Source organism: Stenotrophomonas maltophilia, from assembly GCF_900186865.1.
GTDB classification, from domain to species: domain Bacteria; phylum Pseudomonadota; class Gammaproteobacteria; order Xanthomonadales; family Xanthomonadaceae; genus Stenotrophomonas; species Stenotrophomonas maltophilia.
In genome coordinates, this window is record NZ_LT906480.1 from 3362332 (window position 1) to 3385041 (window position 22710).

The 22710-nt window shown below is 67.1% G+C and carries 19 protein-coding genes and 1 pseudogene; 8 read left to right on the plus strand and 12 right to left on the minus strand.

Annotated features, from left to right (window positions below):
* The first annotated feature begins 131 nt into the window (after positions 1–131).
* From pgaA to pgaD, 4 genes are read left to right on the plus strand one after another with little or no spacing between them, the layout of a single operon-like run.
* Positions 132–2159: a poly-beta-1,6 N-acetyl-D-glucosamine export porin PgaA gene (gene pgaA, locus CKW06_RS16020; protein ID WP_024958397.1), complete on the plus strand. Its 2028-nt coding sequence runs from the start codon at positions 132–134 to the stop codon at positions 2157–2159.
* 1 nt (position 2160) lies between these two features.
* A complete protein-coding gene (pgaB, locus tag CKW06_RS16025; RefSeq protein WP_024958396.1) occupies positions 2161–4047 on the plus strand; it encodes a poly-beta-1,6-N-acetyl-D-glucosamine N-deacetylase PgaB in 1887 nt (628 codons plus the stop codon).
* Between the two features lies 1 nt (position 4048).
* Positions 4049–5305: a poly-beta-1,6-N-acetyl-D-glucosamine synthase gene (pgaC, locus tag CKW06_RS16030; protein WP_024958395.1), complete on the plus strand. Its 1257-nt coding sequence runs from the start codon at positions 4049–4051 to the stop codon at positions 5303–5305.
* A complete protein-coding gene (pgaD, locus tag CKW06_RS16035) occupies positions 5302–5772 on the plus strand; it encodes a poly-beta-1,6-N-acetyl-D-glucosamine biosynthesis protein PgaD (RefSeq protein WP_005410359.1) in 471 nt (156 codons plus the stop codon). Before pgaC ends, pgaD begins: the two co-directional genes overlap by 4 nt.
* Positions 5773–5875: 103 nt before the next feature.
* On the opposite strand, the gene CKW06_RS16040 is transcribed toward pgaD, so the two are convergent.
* From CKW06_RS16040 to CKW06_RS16090, 11 genes are all read right to left on the minus strand, one after another.
* A complete protein-coding gene (locus CKW06_RS16040) occupies positions 5876–7147 on the minus strand; it encodes a glutamate-5-semialdehyde dehydrogenase (protein WP_024958394.1) in 1272 nt (423 codons plus the stop codon).
* A complete protein-coding gene (gene proB, locus CKW06_RS16045; protein ID WP_024958393.1) occupies positions 7144–8301 on the minus strand; it encodes a glutamate 5-kinase in 1158 nt (385 codons plus the stop codon). Before proB ends, CKW06_RS16040 begins: the two co-directional genes overlap by 4 nt.
* 11 nt (positions 8302–8312) lie before the next feature.
* Positions 8313–8576 (minus strand): YciI family protein, encoded by a 264-nt coding sequence (locus CKW06_RS16050; RefSeq protein WP_024958392.1) that lies wholly within the window; start codon positions 8574–8576, stop codon positions 8313–8315.
* Positions 8576–9871, minus strand: coding sequence for an argininosuccinate lyase (gene argH / locus CKW06_RS16055; protein WP_024958391.1), 1296 nt, complete (start codon positions 9869–9871; stop codon positions 8576–8578). Before argH ends, CKW06_RS16050 begins: the two co-directional genes overlap by 1 nt.
* Before the next feature lie 20 nt (positions 9872–9891).
* Entirely contained in the window at positions 9892–10845 is a 954-nt protein-coding gene (gene argC, locus CKW06_RS16060) for an N-acetyl-gamma-glutamyl-phosphate reductase (protein WP_005414005.1), read from the minus strand.
* Positions 10842–11444, minus strand: coding sequence for a GNAT family N-acetyltransferase (locus CKW06_RS16065; protein ID WP_024958390.1), 603 nt, complete (start codon positions 11442–11444; stop codon positions 10842–10844). Before CKW06_RS16065 ends, argC begins: the two co-directional genes overlap by 4 nt.
* Positions 11445–11447: 3 nt before the next feature.
* Positions 11448–12776 carry an acetylglutamate kinase gene (locus CKW06_RS16070; RefSeq protein ID WP_005410366.1) on the minus strand — a complete coding sequence of 443 codons (1329 nt, stop codon included), beginning with the start codon at positions 12774–12776 and terminating at the stop codon, positions 11448–11450.
* A 25-nt stretch (positions 12777–12801) separates the two neighbouring features.
* Positions 12802–13890 carry an acetylornithine deacetylase gene (locus CKW06_RS16075; RefSeq protein WP_024958389.1) on the minus strand — a complete coding sequence of 363 codons (1089 nt, stop codon included), beginning with the start codon at positions 13888–13890 and terminating at the stop codon, positions 12802–12804.
* A 151-nt stretch (positions 13891–14041) separates the two neighbouring features.
* Positions 14042–15238, minus strand: a complete 1197-nt coding sequence (locus CKW06_RS16080; protein ID WP_005414009.1) for an argininosuccinate synthase — start codon at positions 15236–15238, stop codon at positions 14042–14044.
* 119 nt (positions 15239–15357) lie between these two features.
* Positions 15358–16368 (minus strand): N-acetylornithine carbamoyltransferase, encoded by a 1011-nt coding sequence (locus CKW06_RS16085; protein WP_024958439.1) that lies wholly within the window; start codon positions 16366–16368, stop codon positions 15358–15360.
* 334 nt (positions 16369–16702) lie between these two features.
* Complete coding sequence (locus tag CKW06_RS16090; RefSeq protein ID WP_024958440.1) at positions 16703–17266, minus strand: glycine zipper 2TM domain-containing protein; 564 nt, start codon at positions 17264–17266, stop codon at positions 16703–16705.
* 187 nt (positions 17267–17453) lie between these two features.
* Between CKW06_RS16090 and cysS the strand changes: the two genes are divergently transcribed.
* The 3 genes and pseudogenes from cysS (at position 17454) to CKW06_RS16105 (ending at position 20581) form a co-directional block, all read left to right on the plus strand.
* Positions 17454–18830: a cysteine--tRNA ligase gene (gene cysS / locus CKW06_RS16095; protein ID WP_005414013.1), complete on the plus strand. Its 1377-nt coding sequence runs from the start codon at positions 17454–17456 to the stop codon at positions 18828–18830.
* Between the two features lie 54 nt (positions 18831–18884).
* Positions 18885–19337 carry a SufE family protein gene (locus CKW06_RS16100; RefSeq protein ID WP_005410372.1) on the plus strand — a complete coding sequence of 151 codons (453 nt, stop codon included), beginning with the start codon at positions 18885–18887 and terminating at the stop codon, positions 19335–19337.
* Positions 19334–20581, plus strand: a pseudogene (locus CKW06_RS16105) (MFS transporter). The gene CKW06_RS16100 and the pseudogene CKW06_RS16105 overlap by 4 nt, the downstream one beginning before the upstream one ends.
* A 371-nt stretch (positions 20582–20952) precedes the next feature.
* Here the strand turns inward: CKW06_RS16105 and dksA are convergent.
* Entirely contained in the window at positions 20953–22182 is a 1230-nt protein-coding gene (dksA, locus tag CKW06_RS16110; protein ID WP_005410374.1) for an RNA polymerase-binding protein DksA, read from the minus strand.
* 272 nt (positions 22183–22454) lie between these two features.
* Between dksA and yidD the strand changes: the two genes are divergently transcribed.
* Entirely contained in the window at positions 22455–22709 is a 255-nt protein-coding gene (yidD, locus tag CKW06_RS16115; protein WP_005414016.1) for a membrane protein insertion efficiency factor YidD, read from the plus strand.
* Position 22710 lies beyond the last annotated feature (1 nt).

The window sequence follows — 22710 nt, forward strand, 5'->3', positions numbered from 1 at the left end:
TGGTTCCGCCCATCCCTGTTGGATGGGAGTTCGCGAGGGGAGTGACGCAGGCCACGGCCATCCCAAAATCTGGCATGTGATGTGCGTCACATTTTTCAGGTTGTCTGGTTCGGAAGCCAAGGGGGTCCCCAATGGTTGTCCACCGCCGGCTGGCGCTCTGCGTCGGCCTTGCCTGTACCGCCCTGGCCTGGGCCAGCAGCGCTGCCCCGCCCGACCGCGAGGCGGCCCTGGCCGAGATCGGCCGCTACCGCGACCAGGCCCGCTGGCTGGATGCCCTCGGCGCGATCGAGCGCGCCAGCCAGCAGCAGCCCAACGACGACCTGCTGTTCAAGCTGCGCGTACTGACCCTGGGCGACATCGGCAATGCCTGGCGCGCCTGGGAGCTGTACCAGCAGCGCCCGCAGCTGTTCGACGCAGCACAGAAGCAACGCATCGAAGGCGACTACCTGGCCAAGCTGGTGGTCTGGAGCCTGGCCTACAGCAGCAGCGAAGACAGTCGCCTGGAAGAAGCCGAATCGACCCTGGCGCGCATGCAGCGCTACCTGGGCAGCGAAGGCACCCCACCGGCGCAGGCGCCACTGCGCATCCGCATGGACCGGCTGATCCTGCTCAACCGGCTGGGCCGCCATGCGCAGGTGCGCCAGGAAGCCCGCGCACTGCAGGCCGAAGGCCATGCCCTGCCCGACTATGTGCTGCCTGCGGTCGGCGATTCGCTGATGGGCACCCTGCATCCGGAAGAAGCCATTCCGGTGCTGCAGGCGGCCGTCGCCGGCGATCCAACGCGCGACGCCTCGCACTCGGAACTGGCTTACGCCTACCTGGAAAGCGAGCAGCAGGAAAAAGCCGTCGACCTGCTGCAGGCGTGGCGCGACAAGGAACCTGCCTGGCGCTGGAGCAACGGGAAGTCGCCGTATCCAAACTGGTCGCGCTACGAGGCCGACCTCAACCTGGCGATGGTGCGCGCCTACAGCGGTGACCTGCCCACCGCGCAGCGCGATCTGGAATCGATGGTCGACATCGCACCGGGCAACGGCGGCCTGCAGAGCGCGCTGGGCAGCGTCTACATGATGCGCGGCTGGCCACGCAGGGCGCTGCAACGGCAGCAGATGGCGCATGCGCTGGACCCGCGCGACATCGAGCCACGGCTGGGCATGCAGGAAGCCTACGTCGCCCTGCAGCGCGATGACCTGGCGCGACCGCTGCACGACGATCTGCTCGCACGCTACCCCACCCAGCCCGCCGTCGAACGCATGGACCAGGCCTGGCGCGCGCATCGCGGTTGGCAGCTGAAGGCATGGACCGACATTGGTCGCAGCTCCGGCGGTGGCGGCACCTCGCCGCTGGGCAACAACGACCGTCACTACGGCATGGAAGTGCAGACACCGGTGCTCGACGACCGCTGGCGGTTGTTCGCCTTCGCCGACAGGCGCTCGGTCGACTTCCAGGACCAGCGCATCGACCCGCTGTGGCTGGGCGCGGGCGTACGCTACCGCTTTGGCCAGCTGGACGCGGAAGCGGCGGTACTGCGCGCCAACGACCACATTGGCGATACCGGCCTGCGCATCGGCGTGGGTTGGCAGTTCAACGATTACTGGCATGCCGGGCTGGTGGCCGCACGCAATGACCCGGAAGCCTCGATGCAGGCGCGCGTGGCGGGCATCACCGCTGACAGCGTGAGCGCGCAGGTCGACTACCGGCGCAGCGAGCTGACCCACTGGATGTTCGGCGCCAGCCGCTTCCGCTACGAGGACGGCAACCACCGCGAGCTGTTCAGCACCAGCATCGAACAGCGCCTGCTGACCCGCCCGCGCTGGTTGATCGACGGCCTGGCCAGTGCCTACACCAGCCGGGGCAGCCGCGACGACGCGCCCTACTTCAACCCGAAGCGCGACCGCATGGTCGAGATCGGGCTGCGCATCGACCAGCAGCTGTGGCGGCACTACGAGCGCCACTTCCGGCACCGCCTGACGGTCTCGCTGGGTGACTACTGGCAGGACGGCTTCGGCAGCGCTCTGGTCCCTTCGGTGTCCTACATGCACGAATGGCAGCTGGGCCAGGGCCGCGTGTTCGAGTACGGCGTGCGCTGGTCGCGGCCGGTCTACGACGGCCACCGCGAGCGTCATATCGGCTTCGAAGCCGCACTGCGCTGGGGAGAGTGACATGGCCCGCATCCTGCGACTGATCGTACTCCTGCTGCTGGCCGCCACGCCGCCGGCGTTCGCGCAGCAGGCCCTGCATCTCGATGCCACTGACAACGGCCTGCTGATCCTCAGCTACCACGACATCCGCGACCGGGTCGCGGCCAAGGGCGACGCCGATGCCTACGCGGTGAGCACGCAGAACTTCGCCGCGCACCTGGATTGGCTGGGGGCACACGGCTACCACCCGGTGTCGCTGTCGCAGGTGATCGACGCCTCCCAGGGACGCGCCACGCTGCCACCGAAACCGGTACTGCTGACCTTCGATGATGGCCTGCGCAGCGTCTACGACAAGGCGTTCCCGCTGCTGCAGGCGTACCACTACCCGGCGCTGGTGGCAGTGATCACCGATTACGTGGACATGGCGCCCGGGCGCACGATCGACTATGGCTACCGGCCGTTCGGCCACGATGACTTCGTTACCTGGGCGCAGCTGAAGCAGATGCACGACAGCGGCCTGATCGAAGTGGCCAGCCATACCGACGACCTGCACCACGGAGTGCTTGCCAATCCGCAGGGCAATTCGACGCCAGCGGTGGTCACCCGCATCTACCGGCCGGCCACGCGCAGCTACGAGAGCGAGGCGCAGTATGAGCAGCGCCTGCGCGCCGATCTCGGCCGCAGCGTGCAGCGCATCCAGCAGCACCTGGGCGTGCGCCCGCGCGCCATCGTCTGGCCGTACGCCGCCTACAACCAGTTGAGCAACGACATCGCCGAACAGCTGGGCATGCCGGTGTCCTTCGATCTGGAAGGCCGCAGCACGCCAGTGGCCAGCGACCTGCATGGGCTGGCGCGCTTCCTGGTCAGCGACAACCCGACCGTGGAGGGCCTCGCCTACGAGCTGCGGCGCGACGTTGCGCTCGACGGCATCCGCGCGTTGCAGGTCGACCTGGATGATGTGTACGACCCGGACCCGGCGCAGCAAGGGCGCAACCTCGATGCGCTGATCGAGCGGGTCAAGCGCATCTCGCCCACCCACGTCTACCTGCAGGCGTTCGCCGATCCGGACGGCAACAACACCGCCGATGCACTGTACTTCCCCAACCGGCACATGCCGATGCGCGCGGACCTGTTCAGCCGGGTCGCCTGGCAGCTGAAGTCGCGCGCGGGGGTGAAGGTCTACGCATGGCTGCCGGTGCTCGGCTTCGAGCTGCCCGACCCCGTGCAGCGCAAGGCACTGGCGATCCACAACGGCGATGCCGACGGCATGTACCGGCTGGACTTCACCAATCCGAAGGCACGCCAGATCATGCTCGACATCTACGAGGATCTGGCCGTCAACTCGTACTTCGAAGGCCTGCTCTTCCATGATGATGGCTACCTGCGCGACACAGAACTCCCGACGCTGGCGGCCGGCGACGATGGCAGCGCTCGCACCCGGGCGCTGATCGACTTCACCCTGGCCCTGCGCGGCAGTGCGCAGCGTTGGCGGCCGAAGCTGGCCACGGTGCGCAACCTGTACGCGGAGCCGGTACTGCGTCCGCAGAGCGAAGCCTGGTTCGCGCAGCGCCTGGACCTGTTCAACAAGGCCTACGACCAGACCGCACTGATGGCGATGCCGTGGATGGAAGGCAGCAGGCATCCGGAACGCTGGCTCGACCAGCTGCTGGCCGCGGTGCGTGCGCACGATCCCCAGTTGCAGCACACCCTGTTCGAACTGCAGACCGTCGATTGGCGCAGCGGGCAACCGATTCCCGCCGAGCGGCTGCGCGCGCAGATCCGCCAGCTGCAGGCGCAGGGCGTGCACCACTTCGCCTGGTACCCGGATGACTTCATCGCCGGCCAGCCTTCCACCCATGATGCCCGCGCGGCGATGTCCGCCGGCAACTTCCCGTACCCGGAGAAGTGACATGGACATGCACCCGCTGCTGCAGGTCCTGTTCCAGTTCGCCTTCTACTACCCGATGGTGATGGCGTTCTTCTGGATGTCGGGCGGCCTGTATTACTACTTCCGGCGCGAACGCCATTCGCGCCCACGCAACGACCCGCCGCTGATGGTCGATCCACCGTTCGCGAGCCTGTTGATTCCCTGCCACAACGAGTCCGCGAACCTCGACGACACACTCGGCGCGGCACTGGCACAGCGCTATCCGGCCGACTACGAGGTGATCGCCATCGACGATGGCAGCAGTGATGACACCGGCGCCCGGCTCGACGTGCTGGCGGCGAAGCATCCGCGGCTGCGCGTGCTGCACCTGGACCGCAACCTCGGCAAGGCCAACGCGCTGCGCATGGGTGCGCTGGCGGCCCGCTCGGAGTACCTGGTGTGCATCGATGGCGATGCCATGCTGGAGGAACACGCCCTGCACTGGATGGTCTGGCACCTGGTCAGCGGCAACCGCGTCGGTGCGGTCACCGGCAACCCGCGCATCCGCAACCGTTCCACCCTGCTTGGACGCCTGCAGGTGGCCGAATTCTCCTCGATCATCGGCATGATCAAGCGCGCGCAGCGCGTTTACGGGCGCATCTTCACCATCTCCGGAGTGATCGCCGGCTTTCGCCGCACCGCCCTGCACCAGGTCGGCTGGTGGTCGGACGACATGGTGACCGAGGACATCGACATCAGCTGGCGCCTGCAGCATGCGCATTGGGACATCCGCTACGAACCCAACGCGCTGTGCTTCATCCTGATGCCGGAAACGCTGAAGGGTCTGTGGCGGCAACGGCTGCGCTGGGCGCAGGGTGGCGTGGAAGTGATGCTGCGGCATGCGCGTTCACTGCTGCACTGGAAGGAACGGCGCATGTGGGGCGTACTGCTGGAGTACGTGCTGAGCGTGATCTGGGCCTACACCATGTTGTTCATCGTGGTGCTGTGGGTGCTGGGCAAGCTCATCGACGTACCGCCGCAGCTGTACATCGCCAGCCTGCTGCCGCAATGGCATGGCGTGATCCTGGCCCTGGTCTGCCTGATGCAGTTCGCCAGCAGCCTGATCATCGACCGTCGTTACGAAACACAGATTGGACGCAACTACTTCTGGGTCATCTGGTACCCGATGGCGTACTGGCTGATCAGTCTTTCCACCACCCTGGTGGCGTTGCCGAAGACCCTGCTGCGCCGTCGCAGCAAGCGCGCCACCTGGACCAGTCCCGATCGGGGGATCCGATGAACGCACAACGCCCGTCCAACCGCTTCGACTCGCGGATGATCCGCAAGCCGCATCGCCAACCACGCTTCCAGCGCACCGCCTGGGGCTTCGTCACCCTCGCGTTCTGGGGGTTCTACTTCTACCTGTGGGCACCGCTGGTGACCCTGTTCTCGTGGCTGATCGGCGGCCAGCTGGCCTGGCAGCAGCTGTACGAACGGCAAAGCCAGTTCGACCCCTATGTGCTGGTGGCACTGCCGCTGATGCTGCTGTGTGCCAGCGTGCTGCTGATCGGCTGGGCCGAGTACAACCGCGCGCGCTTCCGTGGCCACGAGCGACGCCTGCCGCGGCCGCTTGCCAGCCTCAATGAAGTCGCGGCCGATCTGGGTGCCAGCACCGGCCTTGCCGAGCGCCTGCTGGGCTGCAAGGCCGCCACGCTGCACATGGACGATCACGCGCGGCCGATCGGTATCCGCCGCGAGGTGGTGTGACGCCCCGGTAGTCGCCGACCCTGGTCGGCGCTTGGGCCTGGTGGGCGCCGACCTTGGTCGGCACCGGGGTCTACCGCGAAGAGCATCCGCGCATCGCGTGGATCTACTTGCGCGTCTGCCCTTCACCGCGCACGACGAATCGTTCGACGGTGAGTGCTTCCAGGCCCATTGGGCCGTACGCATGCAGGCGCGTGGTGGAAATGCCGATCTCGCTGCCCAGGCCCAGCTGTCCACCGTCGGAGAAGCGCGACGAGGTATTGACCATCACCACCGCCGAGCGCAGTGCGTTGACGAAGCGCTCGGCATGGCCGGCGTCTTCGGTGGCGATCACTTCGGTATGGTCGGAGGTATAGGCACGGATGTGCGCGATGGCCGCCTCGAGGTCATCAACCACGCGCACGGCCAGCACCAGGTCGAGGAACTCGGCAGCGTAGTCGTCTTCGCTGGCGGCGGTGCTGCCCGGCAGCAGCGGCTGCGCGTTCGTGTCGGCGCGCAGCTCCACGCCACGCTCACCGAGCGCCTGCGCCACGCGCGGCAGGAAGGCTTCGGCCACATCACGATGCACCAGCAGGGTTTCCAGCGAGTTGCAGGCCGACGGACGGCTGCACTTGCCGTCCACCAGAAGGTCGATGGCTTTGCCGAGGTCGGCGCTGGCATCCACGAACAGGTGGCAGACACCCTTGTAGTGCTTGATCACCGGCACCCGCGCATGCTCGGCAACGAAGCGGATCAGGCCTTCGCCGCCGCGCGGAATCGCCAGATCGATCAGTTCATGCAGCTGCAGCAGCTCCAGCATTGCTTCGCGGCGCAGGTCGGTCAGCACGGTCACTGCCGCCGCCGGTACGCCATTGGCCTGCAGGGCGACGGCCAGCGCCTGGGCGATGGCGGTGTTGGAGTGGACCGCTTCGGAACCACCGCGCAGGATCACGCCATTGCCGGCCTTCAGGCACAGCGCAGCCGCTTCGGCGGTCACGTTCGGGCGCGCCTCGTAGATCATCGCGATCACGCCCAGCGGCACGCGCACCTTCTGCACGCGGATGCCGTTTGGACGCACATCGTCGCGGGTGATCTGGCCGACGGGATCGGGCAGCGCGGCGACCTCACGCACGGCTTCGGCCATCGCGAACAGGCGTGCCGGGTCCAGCGCCAGGCGGTCGAGCATGGCACTGCCAATGCCTTTCTCGCGCGCAGCGGCAAGGTCGCGCGCATTACCGGCCAGGATCAGCCCGGCATTCACTTCCAGCGCCTGGGCCATCGCCAGCAGCAGCGTGCGGCGCGCCGCACTGTCGAGGCCGGCAACGATCTGGGCCGCGTCACGGCAGGCACGCGCCTGCGCTTCGATTTCGCTCATCGGGGAGTCCTTCAAACCGGTCATGGCAGCACCAGATCGTCGCGATGGACGACACTGCCACCGTAGTTGTAGCCCAGCACGGCCTCGATGTCGCGCGAATGGCGGCCGGCGATCCGGCGCACATCATCGGCCGCGTACTGGCTGACACCGCGCGCCACGCAGACGCGGCCCTGTGGCGCGTTCCAGCACACCTGCACCATGTCGCCACGGCGGAACATGCCCTCCGCGCCGGTGATGCCGCCGGGCAGCAGCGAGGCGCCCTTCTCGCGCATCGCCTGCGCAGCGCCGGCATCGATCACGATCGCACCCTCGACCAGCGGCGCGTGCCGCAGCCAGTGCTTGCGGGCCGCCTCACGGCTGCGCGCGGCGTGGATACGGGTACCGAACAGGCGGTCCTGGGCCAGCGCGCGTACCACGTCACCGCTGCGGCCATTGAACAGATAGGTTTCGATGCCGAGACGACCCGCCTTCGCTGCCGCTTCCAGCTTGGTCCGCATGCCGCCGGTACCGGCGCGCGAGCCGGCGCCGCCGGCCATCGCCAGCACCTCGTCACTCAGTTCCGGCACGTCGTGCAGCGGCCGCGCGTCGGCCACGGTGCGCGGGTCGGCGCTGTACAGGCCATCGATATCGGTGGCGATGAACAGCGCATCGGCATCGACCAGCGCCGCCACCGTCGCCGCCAGGTTGTCGTTGTCGCCAAGCTTGAGCTCGTCCACCGACACGGTGTCGTTCTCGTTGACCACCGGCAACGCGCCCAGCCGCAGCAGTTCGTTGAGCGTGGCGCGGGCGTTGAGGTAGCGGCGGCGGTTGCGCAGGTCGTCATGGGTCAGCAGCACCTGCGCCACCGGGCGCTCGAAGAAGCGCTGCCAGAGCCCGATCAGCTGGGCCTGGCCGAGCGCAGCCAGCGCCTGCCGCGCCGCCATCGCCGCGCCAGGTTCATCGGCCCGCGGCAGGATCGCGCGCCCGGCAGCGACCGCGCCGGAAGACACGATCACCACCTCGCGCCCGGCCAGGACATTGGCCGAGACGAACTGCGCCAGGCCCAGCGCGTGGCGTGGTGACAGGCCGCCGCCATCGGCTGCCAGCAGGCTGCTGCCGACCTTCAGCACCGCACGCCGCCATGGCGGCAGCGCTTGTTCGGGGAACGGCGAGGCGACGTTGGCAGCGTGCTGGATCATCGGTCAGTGTCTCAGCGGGTGTTCCATTCGTGCACGGTCAGCTCGGAGGCCTGCATCGTCACCAGCGGATCGGTGGCGACGATGGCCTGCGCCTGCGCCAGGCTGTCCACGTTGCACAGCACATAGGCGCCACCACTGCCGTCGGCGAAACCACCAGTCAGCTGCAGCTTGCCCTGCGCCTGCAACGCATCGAGGAAATCGCGGTGCGGCTGCACCGCTGCATCGTTGAAGTCCGGCCGGCGCATCGCCATCACCAGGTAGACAGTGCCCGTCATCAGGACAGCGCCTGCCAGCGCGCGCGCAGTTCGTCCAGGCGCAGGTCGGCGGCCGAACCCGGCGACACGCGCGCGGCGAGGCTGCCTTCCGGGGTACGCCCCTGCCCTGCACTGTCGGCACCGGCCGCAGCGGCCTTGTAGGCCTCACGGAACGGCACGCCGGCCACGGCCGCTTCCACCGCCACGTCGGTGGCATACATGCCCGAATCGATGGCCGCACGCAGCTTGTCGTCACGCCATTCCAGGTTGGCCAGCAGCGCCGGCAGCAGCTCCAGCGCGGCCAGGCCACGGCCGAAGCCGTGGAAGATGGCACCCTTGGACGACTGCAGGTCGCGGTGGTAGCCCGAGGGCAGCGACAGCAGCTGCTCGATCTCGGTGCGCGCGGCGGCGACGCTGGCGTGGGTCGCACGCATCAGCTCGATCACGTCCGGGTTGCGCTTGTTGGGCATGATCGAACTGCCGGTGGTGTACTGCGCCGGCAGCGCGACGAAGCCGAACTCGGCGCTGGTGAACAGCGACAGGTCCCAGGCGATGCGGCGCAGGTCCAGCGTGGCACCACCGAGCGCTTCCAGCGCGGCCAGCTCGAACTTGCCGCGCGACAGCTGTGCGTAGATCGGCGAGATCTGCATGCGCGCGAAACCGAGCGCGGCCGTGGTGTGTTCGCGGTCCAGCGGCAGGTTCACGCCGTAGCCGGCAGCCGTGCCGAGCGGATTGGCATCGACCAGCGCATGGGTGTCACGCGCGCGGATGGCATTGTCGATGAAGGCCTCGGCCCAGCCCGCCCACCACATGCCGGCCGAGGACACTACGGCGCGCTGGATGTGGGTGTAGCCGGGAATCGGCAGGTCCTTCTCGGCCTGTGCGCGGTCCAGCGCGACCTTGGCCACTTCGGCGCTGAGCTGTGCCACGCGCTGCAGCTTCTCCTTCAGCCACAGGCGGGTGGCGACCAGGATCTGGTCGTTGCGGCTGCGGCCGGTGTGGATCTTGCGGCCGGCATCGCCGAGGCGTCCGGTCAGGCGCGCTTCGATCGCCGAGTGGCCATCCTCATACTGGGTATCGAGCACGAAGCGGCCTTCGCGGAAGTCCTGCGCCAGCACCTCCAGTTCGCGCAGCAGGCCGTCCAACTCGTCGGCACTGAGGATGCCGATGTGCTGCAGGCCTTGTGCATGTGCGGCGCTGGCGGCGATGTCATGCAGGAAGAACTCGCGGTCGAGGATCACGTCGTCGCCGGCGAGGAAGGTCTGGATCTGGGCGTCGACAGCGACGCCGGGCTTCTGCCAAAGAAGGTCTGCCATGGGGGCTCCGGAAGGCGTGTTCAGTGCGGGATGGACATCAGTTCATCGATGCCCAGCGCGAGGTTGAGGTTCTGCATGGCCTGGGTGGCCGCGCCCTTGAGCAGGTTGTCCAGGGTCGCCACCACGACGACCCGCTTGCCGCCCGGCGCGAGCGTGAAGCCACCGACCTGGGCACCGTGTCGGCCGGCGATACGGCTGACCCACGGCGCTTCATCCACCACGTCGATCAGGGGTTCGCCGGCATAGGCCTGCTGGAAGCGCTCGACGATCTGTTCGCGGGTCTGCACGCGGTTCAGCCACAGGTTGGCGGTAAGCGTGATGCCCCGGAAATGCGGCGCGACATGTGGCATGAATTCAACAGCCACACCCAGCTGCACCGACACCTCGCGCTCGTGCACGTGGTTGGTCAGCGCGTAGGGCATCAGGTTGTCGGCCAGCAGTTCGACGTTGTTCTTGTCCGACGGCGTGGTACCGGCGCCGGAGTAGCCGGAGACACCGAAGCACTGCGGCGGACCGGCCAGCAGGTCCAGCAGCGGATGCACCGCCAGCTGCATCGCCGTGGCATAGCAGCCCGGGTTGCTGATGTGCTTCTGGCCGTTGTAGCGGCCGCGGGTCAGCTCCGGCAGGCCGTAGTACCAGCTGTTGTCGAAGCGATAGTCGGCCGAGAGATCGACGATGACGGTGTCCGGCTTCGCCGCTTCCAGCGCAGCCACGAACGGTGCGGCCAGGCCATTGGGCAGGGCCAGGATCACTGCGTCCACACCCTTGGCCGCCACCGCGTCGGCGTCCAGGTTCTCGTACTGCAGATCGCCCTGGAATTCCGGGTGATGGTCGGACAGGCGCTGCCCGGCGCGCTCGCGCGAGGAGACGAAAGCCAGTTCCAGCCGCGGATGGGCGGCCACCAGCTTGATCAGCTCGGCGCCGGTATGGCCGCGGGCACCGACGATGCCAAGGGTAAAGGTCGAATCGTTCATGCGTGGCTGTCCAGGCGGTACTGCAGGTGGCGCTTCACGCCCTGCCATTCCGCGTCGATGATGGAGAAGATGACGGTGTCGCGCGGCGTGCCGTCGGCATGCCGCTTGTGGTTGCGCAGCACGCCATCCTGCTTGGCGCCGAGGCGGGCGATGGCAGTGCGCGAGGTGGCGTTGAACCAGCTGGTTTCCAGCACCACGCTGATGCAGTCCAGCGTTTCGAAGGCGTGCTGCAGCAGCAACAGCTTGGCTTCGGTGTTGGCGCCGGTACGCTGCACGCGCGGCGCATACCAGGTGTAGCCGAGGCTGAGTTTCGGCACACCGGCATCCATGTCATAGAAACGGGTACTGCCAACGATTCCGCCAGCCGCATCACGGATCACGAACGGCAGCACCTTGCCTTCGCTCTGCGCCTGCAGCGCGGCCCGCACATAGGTCCCGGCCTGTTCCGGCGACGGCACCTGGGTGTACCAGAGCTGGTCCAGGCCGCTGCCTTCAAGCGCATCGCGCAGGCCGGGCACGTGTTCCATCTGCAGCGGCTGCAGGGTTACGTGCTGGCCGCGCAGGGTAGGAACCGTGTTCCAGGCATCGAGGTTGCTCATTGCTCAGCCCTGCAGGCTCGGGGTGCGCTGCGCGCAATGATCGACATAGGTCTTGATCCGGTCGATGCCATCGGCACCGAACCAGAATACCTTCCAGTGGTCCTGCTTGTAGCAGCCGTCGGATTCGGCGTAGTAGAAGTGATTGATCGGGTTGCCATGGCGCGAGCGCCAGAACAGCTGCGGCGTCTCTTCCAGCATCACGTTCCAGACCGCACGGCCCAGACCCTCGCCCTGCGCGTCGTCGAGCACGGCGAACTTGTCCAGGTAGACGCCCTCTGCCTCGTCGGTGAGGATGACCGCGGTGCGGTAGTTCTCGCTGACGTAGGCACGCAACAGCTTGGTCTTCTCGAAATAGTCCGGCACCAGCGCGCGGCCGAAGCTGGATTCGATCAGGCCCTTCAGGCGCGGCAGGTCCAGTTCGTTCCAGGCGGTGGCGCGCAGCACCTTTTCACCCTTGCGCACCAGCGTGCCCGAACCCTTGTGGGTGAACAGTTCCTTGGCCAGGTCGGCCGGGCGCGTGATCGACACCGACGATTCCAGCGGCAGGCGGTCGAGCAGATCCTTGATCTGTTCGATCTTCACCTTCATGCCGCCGTGGATCCACGGCTGCGCGATCAGGTGGTCGTACTCGGTGGACAGATTGATCGAATCGATCACGTTGCCCGCCTCGTCCAGCAGGCCGCCCGTGCCGGTCAGGAAGATGATCTTGTACGGCTGCAGTTCCTGCACCAGCTCGTTGGCGGCGAAGTCGGCGTTGACGTTGAGGATCTGGCCGCCGGCGGTCTCGCCCAGGCTGGTGATGACCGGGATCGAGCCAGCGCGCAGGCTGGCCTCGATCGGTGCCAGGTTGACCTTCTTCACCTCGCCGACCAGGCCGTAGGTATCCACATCCAGGTACTCGGCTTCGAACACGCCGCCGGTGATCGAGGTGGCGCGCGCGCCGTTCTGCTGCAGCGCCTCGACCAGCCGCAGGTTGGACTGCTGGAACACCCGGCGCACGATCGCCAGCGCTTCCGGCGAGGTCACGCGCAGGCCGTTCACGGTCTGCTTCTCGATGCCGGCGGCCGACAGTTCGGCATCCAGCTGCGGGCCGGCGCCGTGCAGCACGATCGGGGTCAGCCCGACTTCCTGCAGAAACGACAGCGAAGAGGTCAGCGCGTCGAGGTCGTCGCGCAGCACCGCGCCGCCGACCTTGACCACGGCGAAGCGCTTGGCATCCAGCTGCGAGAAGCGCTTGAGGTACTGGCTGATCTCCTTCGCGCTGGCCATGCTGGAAAGCAGGCGCACGATGGTCTGGCGGGTCTGGCGATGGGGCTGGAGGGCAGGAGACATTTCGGTTTCGTCGGAAAGGGAGGAATCAGGCGCCGGCGGCGATGATGCGGTGCACGGCGTCGGTGTAGCGCTGCAACTGCTCCAGCGTCACGAACTCATCGGCGGTGTGGGCCTGGGCGATGTCACCCGGGCCGAACACCAGCGTGGTGTAACCACCGGCCGAGAACAGCGAGGCCTCGGTCCAGAAGTCCACCGCGTTGCCGATCGGCAGTTCCAGCGCATCGGCCACGTCACGTGCCAGCAGGCGGCGGTTCTCGGCTTCGGCGATGTCGCCGGCCGGCAGGCTGGGGCCACGGAAGGTTTCGGTGAATACCGCCGCTTCCGGCTCGGCGAAACCGGCGAAGGTGGCCAGCAACGCGTCGATGTTCATCGACGGCAGCGGCCGGAAGCCGAAGCGCACTTCGGCAGCGGGCGCGATCATGTTGGCCTTGATCCCGCCTTCGACGCGGCCGATGTTGAAGCGCAGGCCCGTCAGCCCACCGAAGCGCGCCGATGCCAGCGATTCCACATGGTCCAGCGCGCGGTTGCCCCAGCGCATCGCCTGGTGCAGCGCGCTGGCAGCCGCATCCTGCTTGCCCGAGGCGTGCCCTGCACGACCGGCGAACTGCATCAGCACCGAGCTGATGCCGCGATGCGCCAGCACCGCTTCGCTCATGGTCGGCTCGGCCACCAGCACCGCTTCGTACGGCAGGCCACGGGCCAGGAACGCGGCGATGCAGCGCGGATCGTTGGCTTCTTCATCGCTGGAGAACAGGAACGCGGCATCACCATCGCTGGCATTGGCCGCAGCCACCAGTGCAGCGGCCGCGCCCTTGATGTCACACACGCCCAGGCCGACCACGCGGTCGTCCAGGCGCCGCATCACATGCGGGTCGGCACTCCAGTGCGGCGAGTCCGGCACCGTATCCAGGTGCACGTTGAACAGGTACTTCGGCGTACCACGCACGGCGTACAGGCTGACCGCGCCCGCGCCATGGTCGATCACCTCGACGTTGAAGCCGGGCAGGTTCGCGCGCAGGTAATCGAAGATGCCACCGGTGGTGATCGCACGCGGCGGGTTGCGGGTGTCGAAAGACACCAGGGCCTGCAGGTGATCGAGCGTCTGTTCAAGCATGTGTCTGAATATCCGTAGGGTTCGAAATCGGTAGTGCCGGCCGCTGGCCGGCTCCGCAATGATCCAGCCGTGCCACGAGCCGGCCAGCGGCCGGCACTACCCTCCATCGACGTTGCGAGGCGCCGGCCAGCGGCCGGCCCCCCGTCACAGGTCAACCACGATTGACCTGCGCATAGACAGTGGAGCTCATCCCGAACAGCTTGATGAAGCCTTCGGCCTCCTCCACGCCCCAGTCGGCCGACTGCGCGTAGGTGGCACCCTTGGTGTTGAGCAGGTGCGGCGACTTCACCGCCACTGCATCGACGCGGCCACCGCGGGTTTCCAGCACCACTTCACCGTTGACCTTGGCCTGCGAGGACTTCAGGAAAGCTTCGATGTCGGTCTTCAGCGGATCGTGGTAGAAGCCTTCGTACACCAGCTCCACCCACTTGCGCGCCACGTCTGGCTTGAAGCGGTTCTGCTGCTTGGTCAGCACCGCATCTTCCAGCGCGCGGTGTGCGGCCAGCAGCGAAACCAGGCCCGGGGCCTCGAACACGATGCGGCCCTTCAGGCCGATCACGGTGTCGCCGGTGTACACGCCGCGACCGACACCGTACGGGGCGAACAGCTTGTTGAGCTGGGCCAGGATCTGGTCGCCCGGCAGCGCCTTGCCGTTCAGTTCAACGGCTTCGCCTTCAACGAACTTCAGGGTGACGGTCAGCGCCTGCTCCGGCCACTCGCTGCGCGGTGCGCACCAGCCACGGGCGCCCTCGCCCGGGGCTTCCCAACGGTCGATCTCGCCGCCGGACATGGTCAGGCCCAGCAGGTTCTCGTTGATGGTGTAGGCCTGCTGCTTGGCGCGCACGCCGAAGCCGCGCTCTTCCAGGTACTTCTGCTCGTAGGCGCGGGTCTGGGTGTGTTCCTTCTGGATCTCGCGGATCGGCGCGATGATCTGGTAGTCACCCAGCGCCTTCACGGCCAGGTCGAAGCGGACCTGATCGTTGCCCATGCCGGTGCAGCCGTGGGCGATGATGTTGGTGCCCAGTTCGGCGGCACGCTTCAGCGCGGCATCGACGATCAGGTAGCGGTCCGAGACCAGCAGCGGGTACTGGCCCTGGTAGCCTTCGCCGGCCCACACGAACGGCTTGACGAAGCCTTCCCAGATGGCCGGGCCACCGTTGACGGTGACGTGGCTGGCCACGCCTAGTTCGGCGGCGCGCTTTTCGATGAAATCGCGCTCTTCATCATCCACGCCGCCGGTGTCGGCGAACACGGTGTGCACGTTGTAGCCGCGCTCCTGCAGGTACGGCACGCAGAAGCTGGTATCCAGGCCGCCGGAGAAGGCGAGAACGACGTCTTTGTTGCTCATGGGAGTCAGGTCCACTTGGGGGATGGGAATTCGGTAGAGCCGACCGTTGGTCGGCTGGAATGATGGATGCGCCGCTGCGGGAGCAGCCGACCAACGGTCGGCTCTACCCCTTGTTCGATCTAGCGCCCGGCAACCGCCGCCATGATCGCCTTCTGCACGTGCAGGCGGTTCTCGGCTTCGTTGATGGCGATGCACTGCGGCGAATCCATCACCGCGTCGGTGGCCTTCACGTTCCGGCGCAGCGGCAGGCAGTGGCTGAACACACCGTTGTTGGTCAGTGCCATCTTCCGCTCGTCCACGATGAAGTGCTTGAACTGGTCGCGGATCGGCTTCTCCGGCTCCCAGTTGCCGAAGAACGGCAGCGCGCCCCAGCTCTTGGCGTAGACCACGTCGGCGCCGGCGTAGGCGCTGTCGATGTCATGGCTGATCTTCAGCGAACCGCCGCTCTCGGCCACGTTCTGCTCGGCCCAGCCCATGTAGCGATCGTCGAGGATGTAGTCGGCGGTCGGGCACAGCAGGGTCACGTCCATGCCCATGCGGGTGGCGATGGTCAGTGCCGAGTTGGCCACGGCGGTGTTCAGCGGCTTGGGGTGGTAGGTCCAGGTCAGCACGTACTTCTTGCCACGCAGGTCCTGGGTGCCGAAGTGCTCCTGCAGGGCCATGACGTGGGCCAGCTCCTGGCACGGGTGGGTGATGGTCTCCATGTTGATGACCGGCACCAGCGAATACCTGGCGAAGCTATTGAGGACGATGTCCTGGCGGTCGTAGGCCCAGTCGATGAACTTGGGGAACGCACGCACGGCGATGATGTCGCAGTAACGCCCCAGCACCTTGGCCACTTCCGCAATGTGTTCTTCGGTATCGCCGTCCATCACCGTGCCGAGGTTGAACTCGATCGGCCACGCATCCTTGCCCGGCTGCAGCACCACCGCGTGGGCGCCGAGCTGGAACGCGCCCAGTTCGAAGCTGGTGCGGGTGCGCATGGAGGGGTTGAAGAACACCAGCGCGATCGACTTGCCCTTGAGCTGGTCGCCGAGCTTGTTGCGCTTGAACAGCGCGGCCTGGGTCAGCAGCGCGTCAAGATCGCTGCGGCTCCAGTCCTGGGTGTTCAGGAAGTGCTTGGGGGACATCATCTTTCCTTGCGTGGCGGCGCCGGGTTCGACGCGGTGGAAGGGAAAAGCAGGAAGCAAAGGTGGATCGAAAAGGTTGCAGTTGCAGCTTTCAGCACATGCATTTTTGAAGCGCGGAAACGAAAAAACCCAGCCGGCGGGCTGGGTTTTTTTCGGACGAACAGCAGAAAGCTCCGGTTACCCAGCGAGGATGTGGGGTTCCGGTCGACGCGCACGCGAGGTCATGCCCGACGCCTGCCGGGCTGCGCTGCTGTCGTGCTGGAAGTCGGTGAGCTTCATGGCCGCCAATCTTTGCATGCGGCCGGGGCCGACGCAAGGGGCCGGGGTCGCAGAATCAGGGATTACCGGCGGCGCCCTGCTCGGGGCCGACCCAGGGGGTGATCGAAACCCGGATCTTCAGCCGGTTGCCGGGGTCTTCCGGCAGGCGCGACCGGTACTTGGTGCCCTTGTAGACGTAATCCACGTCATAGGCGATCGGCCGGCGGAATTCACGCCCGACCGGCACGATGCGGCAGTCGCGGGTCAGCATCGGGCCGTTGTTGGCCGGTGCCGGGGCAGGCGTCTCGGCGGCGGTCTCCTCGGAGACCTCTTCATCGCTGCGCTTGAACATCGAGCGCACCGAGTCCCAGAAGCGGCTGATCCGGCCCTTGTCCTCGACCGGCTCTTCACCGGTGACGTTGACCGGGGCCAGGGTGCGGGTCGAGATCGGCTCGCAATGCTCCTCGGTGCGGGTCGCGCGCAGGGTCTGGAACACCGGCTCGACGTTCAGCACCTGCGCATAGTCGAACTTCACGTTCTCGACGATCACCACCCGGTTGCGCGGCTCGGCCTCCTGCGCCTGGGCCACGGCGGCCGTCGCCGACAGGCAGGCCAGGGTCAGCAACGCGGTGGATTTCAATGGCGACGGGAGCAAGGACACGGCAATAGTGTAGGCAGTGACGAGCGCAAGGGGCTGAACATTACCCGTCCACGCCGCTCCTGCCCACCCCACCTTGGGTAGAGCCGGCGTCCACCGGTGGCAATCGGCGCCCCAAAGCGGGCCGACACGTTCTAAAATCACAGGCTTGTACCCCAGCCACAGCCCCATGACCCTGCGCCTGCACAACAACCTGACTCGCCAGCTCGAACCGTTCACCCCGCTCGATCCGGCCTGTCCGACCCTGTATGTGTGCGGCCCCACGGTCTACAACTACGTGCACATCGGCAACGCCCGTGGCCCGGTGGTGTTCGGGGTGCTGGCCGATCTGCTGCGGCGGCGTTTCGGTGGCCTGCGCTACGCGCGCAACATCACCGACGTGGACGACAAGATCAACACCGCTGCACGCGAGCAGGGGGTGCCGATCAGCACCATCACCGACAGGTTCGCCGCCGCCTACCGTGAAGACATGGCCGCGCTGGGCGTGGTGCCGCCGGACATCGAGCCGGAAGTGACTGCGCACATGCCGCAGATCATCACCATGATCGAGCAGCTGATCGCCAATGGTCATGCCTATGCCGCCGAAGGCCACGTGCTGTTCGCGGTGGCCAGCTTCGACGGCTACGGCAAGCTCTCGCGACGCGATCCGGAAGAGATGCTGGCCGGCGCCCGCGTCGATGTCGCACCCTACAAGCGTGATCCGGGCGATTTCGTGCTGTGGAAGCCGTCCAGCGACGACCTGCCCGGCTGGGAATCGCCCTGGGGCCGCGGCCGCCCGGGCTGGCACATCGAATGCTCGGCGATGGCGGCCGCCCATCTGGGCGAGACCATCGACATCCATGCCGGCGGTGTCGACCTGCAGTTCCCGCACCACGAGAACGAGATCGCGCAGAGCGAATGCGCGCATGGCGGCAGGATCTTTGCCCGCTACTGGCTGCACAACGGCATGCTCAACTTCGGCGGCGCCAAGATGAGCAAGTCGCTGGGCAACATCGAGCGCGTACACGACCTGGTGCGCCAGCATCCGCCGGAAGCGCTGCGCCTGGCCCTGCTGTCGGCCCATTACCGGCAGCCGCTGGACTGGTCCGATGGCCTGATCGAGCAGTCGGTGCGCACCCTGGACCGCCTGTACGGCACGCTGCGCGAGCTGGCGTCGATCGAAGCCAGCGCGGTGATCCCGGCCAGCGTCGAGGCGACCCTGGATGACGACCTGAACACCCCGCAGGCACTGGCCGAAGTGGCCCGCATCGCCGCCGATGCACGCCGCGCCACCGACCCGGCCGAACAGGCACGGCTGAAGGGCGAGCTGCTCGGCGCCGGCCTGGCGCTGGGCCTGCTGCAGGCCGATCCGGCGCAGTGGTTCGGTACCGCTGCGGGCGACGGCGGCGACGATGCCCGCATCCAGGGCCTGATCGACGAGCGTGCTGCGGCCAAGAAGGCGCGTGATTTCGCCCGTTCCGATGCCATCCGCGACCAGCTGGCCGCCGAAGGCATCGTGCTGGAAGACACCCCGCAGGGCGTGCGCTGGTCGCGCAAGCGCGGCTGACCTGCCCTGCCCCGTGGCCGGCCCGCCGGCCACGCCCCCACTGTAGAGACTGTTGTGACCGACTCCCCGTTCCCGCTTGAACCTACCGCCGCCGAGGCCCAGACCGCCATCGCCGAGGAATTCGGCTTCTTCGGCGACTGGTCCGAGCGCTACCAGTACCTGATCGACCTCGGCCGCAAGCTGCCCGCCTTCCCGGACGAATGGAAGACCGAAGAGCACCGCCTGCTCGGCTGCCAGTCGATGGTCTGGATCGTGCCGGAAGGCAACGCGCAGTCGCTGCGCTTCCATGCCATCAGTGATTCGGCCATCGTTTCCGGCCTGATCTTCCTGGCCCTGCGCGTGTACTCCGGGCGCTCGGCACAGGAAATCCTGGACACCGAGCCCAGCTACATCCAGGACATCGGCCTGGCCCGTCACCTCTCCCCCACCCGCAGCAACGGCGTGGCGGCGATGCTGGCCTTCATCCGCGAGACCGCGCAGGCCCAGCTGCAGCGCGACCCGTCGTGAGCGAGCCTGCCACAGCCGAAGACACCGCGCTGGGCCTGCTGTCCCGGCCCGGTTTCGCCAAGCTGCTGGCCTACCGCATCTTCGCGATGCTGTCCTAGCAGGTGGTGGCGGTCACCGTCGGCTGGCACATCTACGAAGTCACCCGCAATCCGTTCTCGCTGGGCCTGGTCGGCCTGGCCGAGGTGCTGCCGTTCTTCTGCGTGGCGCCGTTCGCCGGCTATCTGGTCGACCACCTGCCGCGCCGTCGGCTGGGCATGGTCGCCTGTTCCGGGCTGATCGCCACGGCGCTGGTGCTGACCGGCGTTGCGACGGGTTGGCTGCCGTTCGAGGGCGTGTGGCCCATCTACGCGGCCATCGCCCTGACCGGCATGGTCCGTGCGTTTCTTTCGCCCATCTACAACGCACTGTTCGCCCGCGTGCTGGCCCGCGATCAGTTCGCGCGCGGCGCCGGCCTCGGCGCGGTGGTGTTCCAGGCCGGCATGGTGGCCGGCCCGGCGCTGGGCGGCGTGCTGGTTGGCTTCGGCGGCAAGGGCCTGTCCTACGCGGTGGCTACGGCCTTTGCACTGGTGGCGATGGCCTGCCTGGCCACGCTGAAAGTGGAGGAGCCGGTGCACACCGGTCCGGCCGCGCCGATCTTCAAGAGCATCGCCGAAGGCGCGCGATTCGTGGTCGGCAACCGGATCATGGTCGGCGCGATGGCGCTGGACATGTTCTCGGTGCTGCTGGGCGGCGTGGTGGCGATGCTGCCGGCCTTCCTGCACGAAATCCTGCACCACGGTCCGGAAGGCCTGGGCATCCTGCGCGCGATGCCGGCGCTCGGTTCGGTGTGCGTGGGCCTGTGGCTGGCCCGCCACCCGCTGCACCGCAATGCCGGCCGCGTGTTGCTGTTCGCGGTGGCGGGGTTCGGCCTGTGCGTGATCGGCTTCGGCCTGTCGCAGCACTTCTGGCTGTCGGCGCTGATCCTGCTATTCTATGGGGCCTTCGATGGCGTCTCGGTGGTGATCCGCTCGACCATCCTGCAGTTGGCCACGCCGGAAGAAATGCGCGGACGGGTGTCGTCGATCAACGGCATCTTCATCAGTTCGTCCAACGAGCTGGGCGCGTTCTATGCCGGCACGATGGCCCGTCTGCTGGGGCTGGTGCCTGCAGTGGTGCTGGGTGGGTTTGCGGTGCTGAGCGTGGCCGGGATCACCGCGTGGAAGAACCCGACGCTGCGGAAACTGAATTTGCGTGATCTGCAGTGACCCTGCGGAGAGCGCGTTCGGCGGCGCCGGGCGTTTGACTGGCCACGTCACTTTCCCTCGATGAATGGGTTTGTCACTTTCTTTGCGCGCGCAAAGAAAGTAACCAAAGAAACGCGCCGCCATCCGCGAGCCGGTGCTGCGCACCAGTGCCCTGCGCTCCTCGGTGAATCAGGGGACGGCGCCGAACTCGCTGCGCTCAAACAGCGGCGCCTCTTCGCCCCCGATTCCCCTGCGGTGCTCGGCTCGCTACAAGGCGGACCCAAGTCAACGGCCACAACTGCCCGTGCCAGCCACGGTCGCTTACCAACGATCCCCCAACAAAAAACCCAGCCGAAGCCGGGTTTTCTGCATGACCATACAACGAGCGGGAATCAGTCGCCCTGCTGCTTCTGCAGGTGCTCCCAACGCTCCTGGGCGTCGATGGTGCGTTCGGCGGTGAGGCGCGCTTCCAGGCGCTCCAGGCCGATTTCCTCGCCGGTGTCGACGCAGTAACCGTAGTCGCCCGCTTCCAGGCGCTTCAGGGTGCTGTCGATCTTGCCGATCAGCTTGCGATAGCGGTCGCGGGTACGCAGTTCCAGCGAGTTCTCGGTCTCGCGGGTCGCACGCTCGGCTTCGTCGCCGATATCACGCACTTCCTCGCGCAGGTTCTCGATGGTCTGCTTGGACTCTTCCACCAGGTCCGCGCGCCAGTTCTGCAGGCGCTGGCGGAAGTACTCCTGCTGCAGCGGGCTCATGTATTCCTCTTCCGAGGACGGCTTGTAGCCAGCCGGCAGGATCGGGCGGCCGGTGGCCTCGTCGGTCTTGTACTCGACCACCTTGTACTTGCTGCGCGGGGCCGGTGCCGCCGAGCGGGCGGCGACGGCCACGGCAACCTTGCCGACAGGGCGCGACACGGTCTTCGGGGCGGAATCGGATTTCACGGCGGTTTTGGCAGGCGATTTCGAAACGGGCACGGGATTCTTGGATTGCGGGGCCTTCGAGGCGGCAGGAGCGGCGGCCGGGGCCGGCTTGGAGGCCGGTTGGGCTGCTGCCACTGCCACGGTCTTGGCCGGGACAGGCTTGGCCGGAGCCGGCTTGGCAGCAGGCTTCGGTGCGGACTTCACTACTGGGGCCGGGGTCGGCTTTACGGCCGGCGCGGCAACATTCTTGGCAACCTTCTTTACAGCGGCAGGCGTGGCGACCGGCTTGGCCGCAGCGACCTTCTTTGCTGCGGGCTTGGCGACCGGCTTGGCTGCAGCCTTCTTCACCACCGCCTTCGGCGCCGGCTTGGTTGCTGCCTTCTTCGCCACTGGCTTGGCGGCAGCCTTCTTCACCGGCGCGGCCTTGCTGGCGGCCTTCTTCACCACCGGCGCCTTCTTGCTGGCAGCGGCAGGCTTGGCCTTGGCGGGCGCAGCAGCCTTCTTGGCCACCGGCTTGGTTGCCTTGACCGGCGTTTTCTTTGCGGTGGCCTTCCTGGCCGCCGGTTGCGAGGACGCTGCCTTGGTCGCCGGCTTGCTGGCCGGTTTCCTGGCAACGGGCTTTGCCGCCAACTTCTTCACAACAGGCTTGGCGGTTTTCTTGGCGGCCGTTGCGGCCTTCTTTGCAGTTTTTTTAGCAGCCACGAAACGCTCTTCCTTGGATTCCCCGGGGCCCGGGAAAGCGGGCCTTTATAGCCTACCCGACCCGCAGCAGCAACCTCGGCACCCTGCTCCATTCAGTCCTGGAGTCAAGGCGCCCTTGGAGGCAGTCCGACGAACACGGACCGCCTTGCGCGGTACGGAACCTGGCCAGCACCCGCAGGTGCTGGTACCGGTCGCAGGCCATCGGCGACATGCGACCAACGGCCCATCCTGCACAAATGCGGCCTTCATGCCAACTGGCATAAGATGACTGGGTGATCTCGCGCCTGCTCATTGCCCTGCTGCGCTTCTACAAGCGCTTCATCAGCCCCTTGCTGGGGCCACGCTGCCGTTTCGTGCCGAGCTGTTCTGAATACGCGATGGAAGCCATCTCGCGGCACGGCCCGCTGCGCGGCAGCTGGCTGGCTGCACGCCGGCTCGGTCGCTGCCACCCGTTCCATCCCGGCGGCTTCGACCCCGTGCCCGAGTCTCCCAACGCCCCCTCTTGCCGTTGCACAGGAAAACACTGAC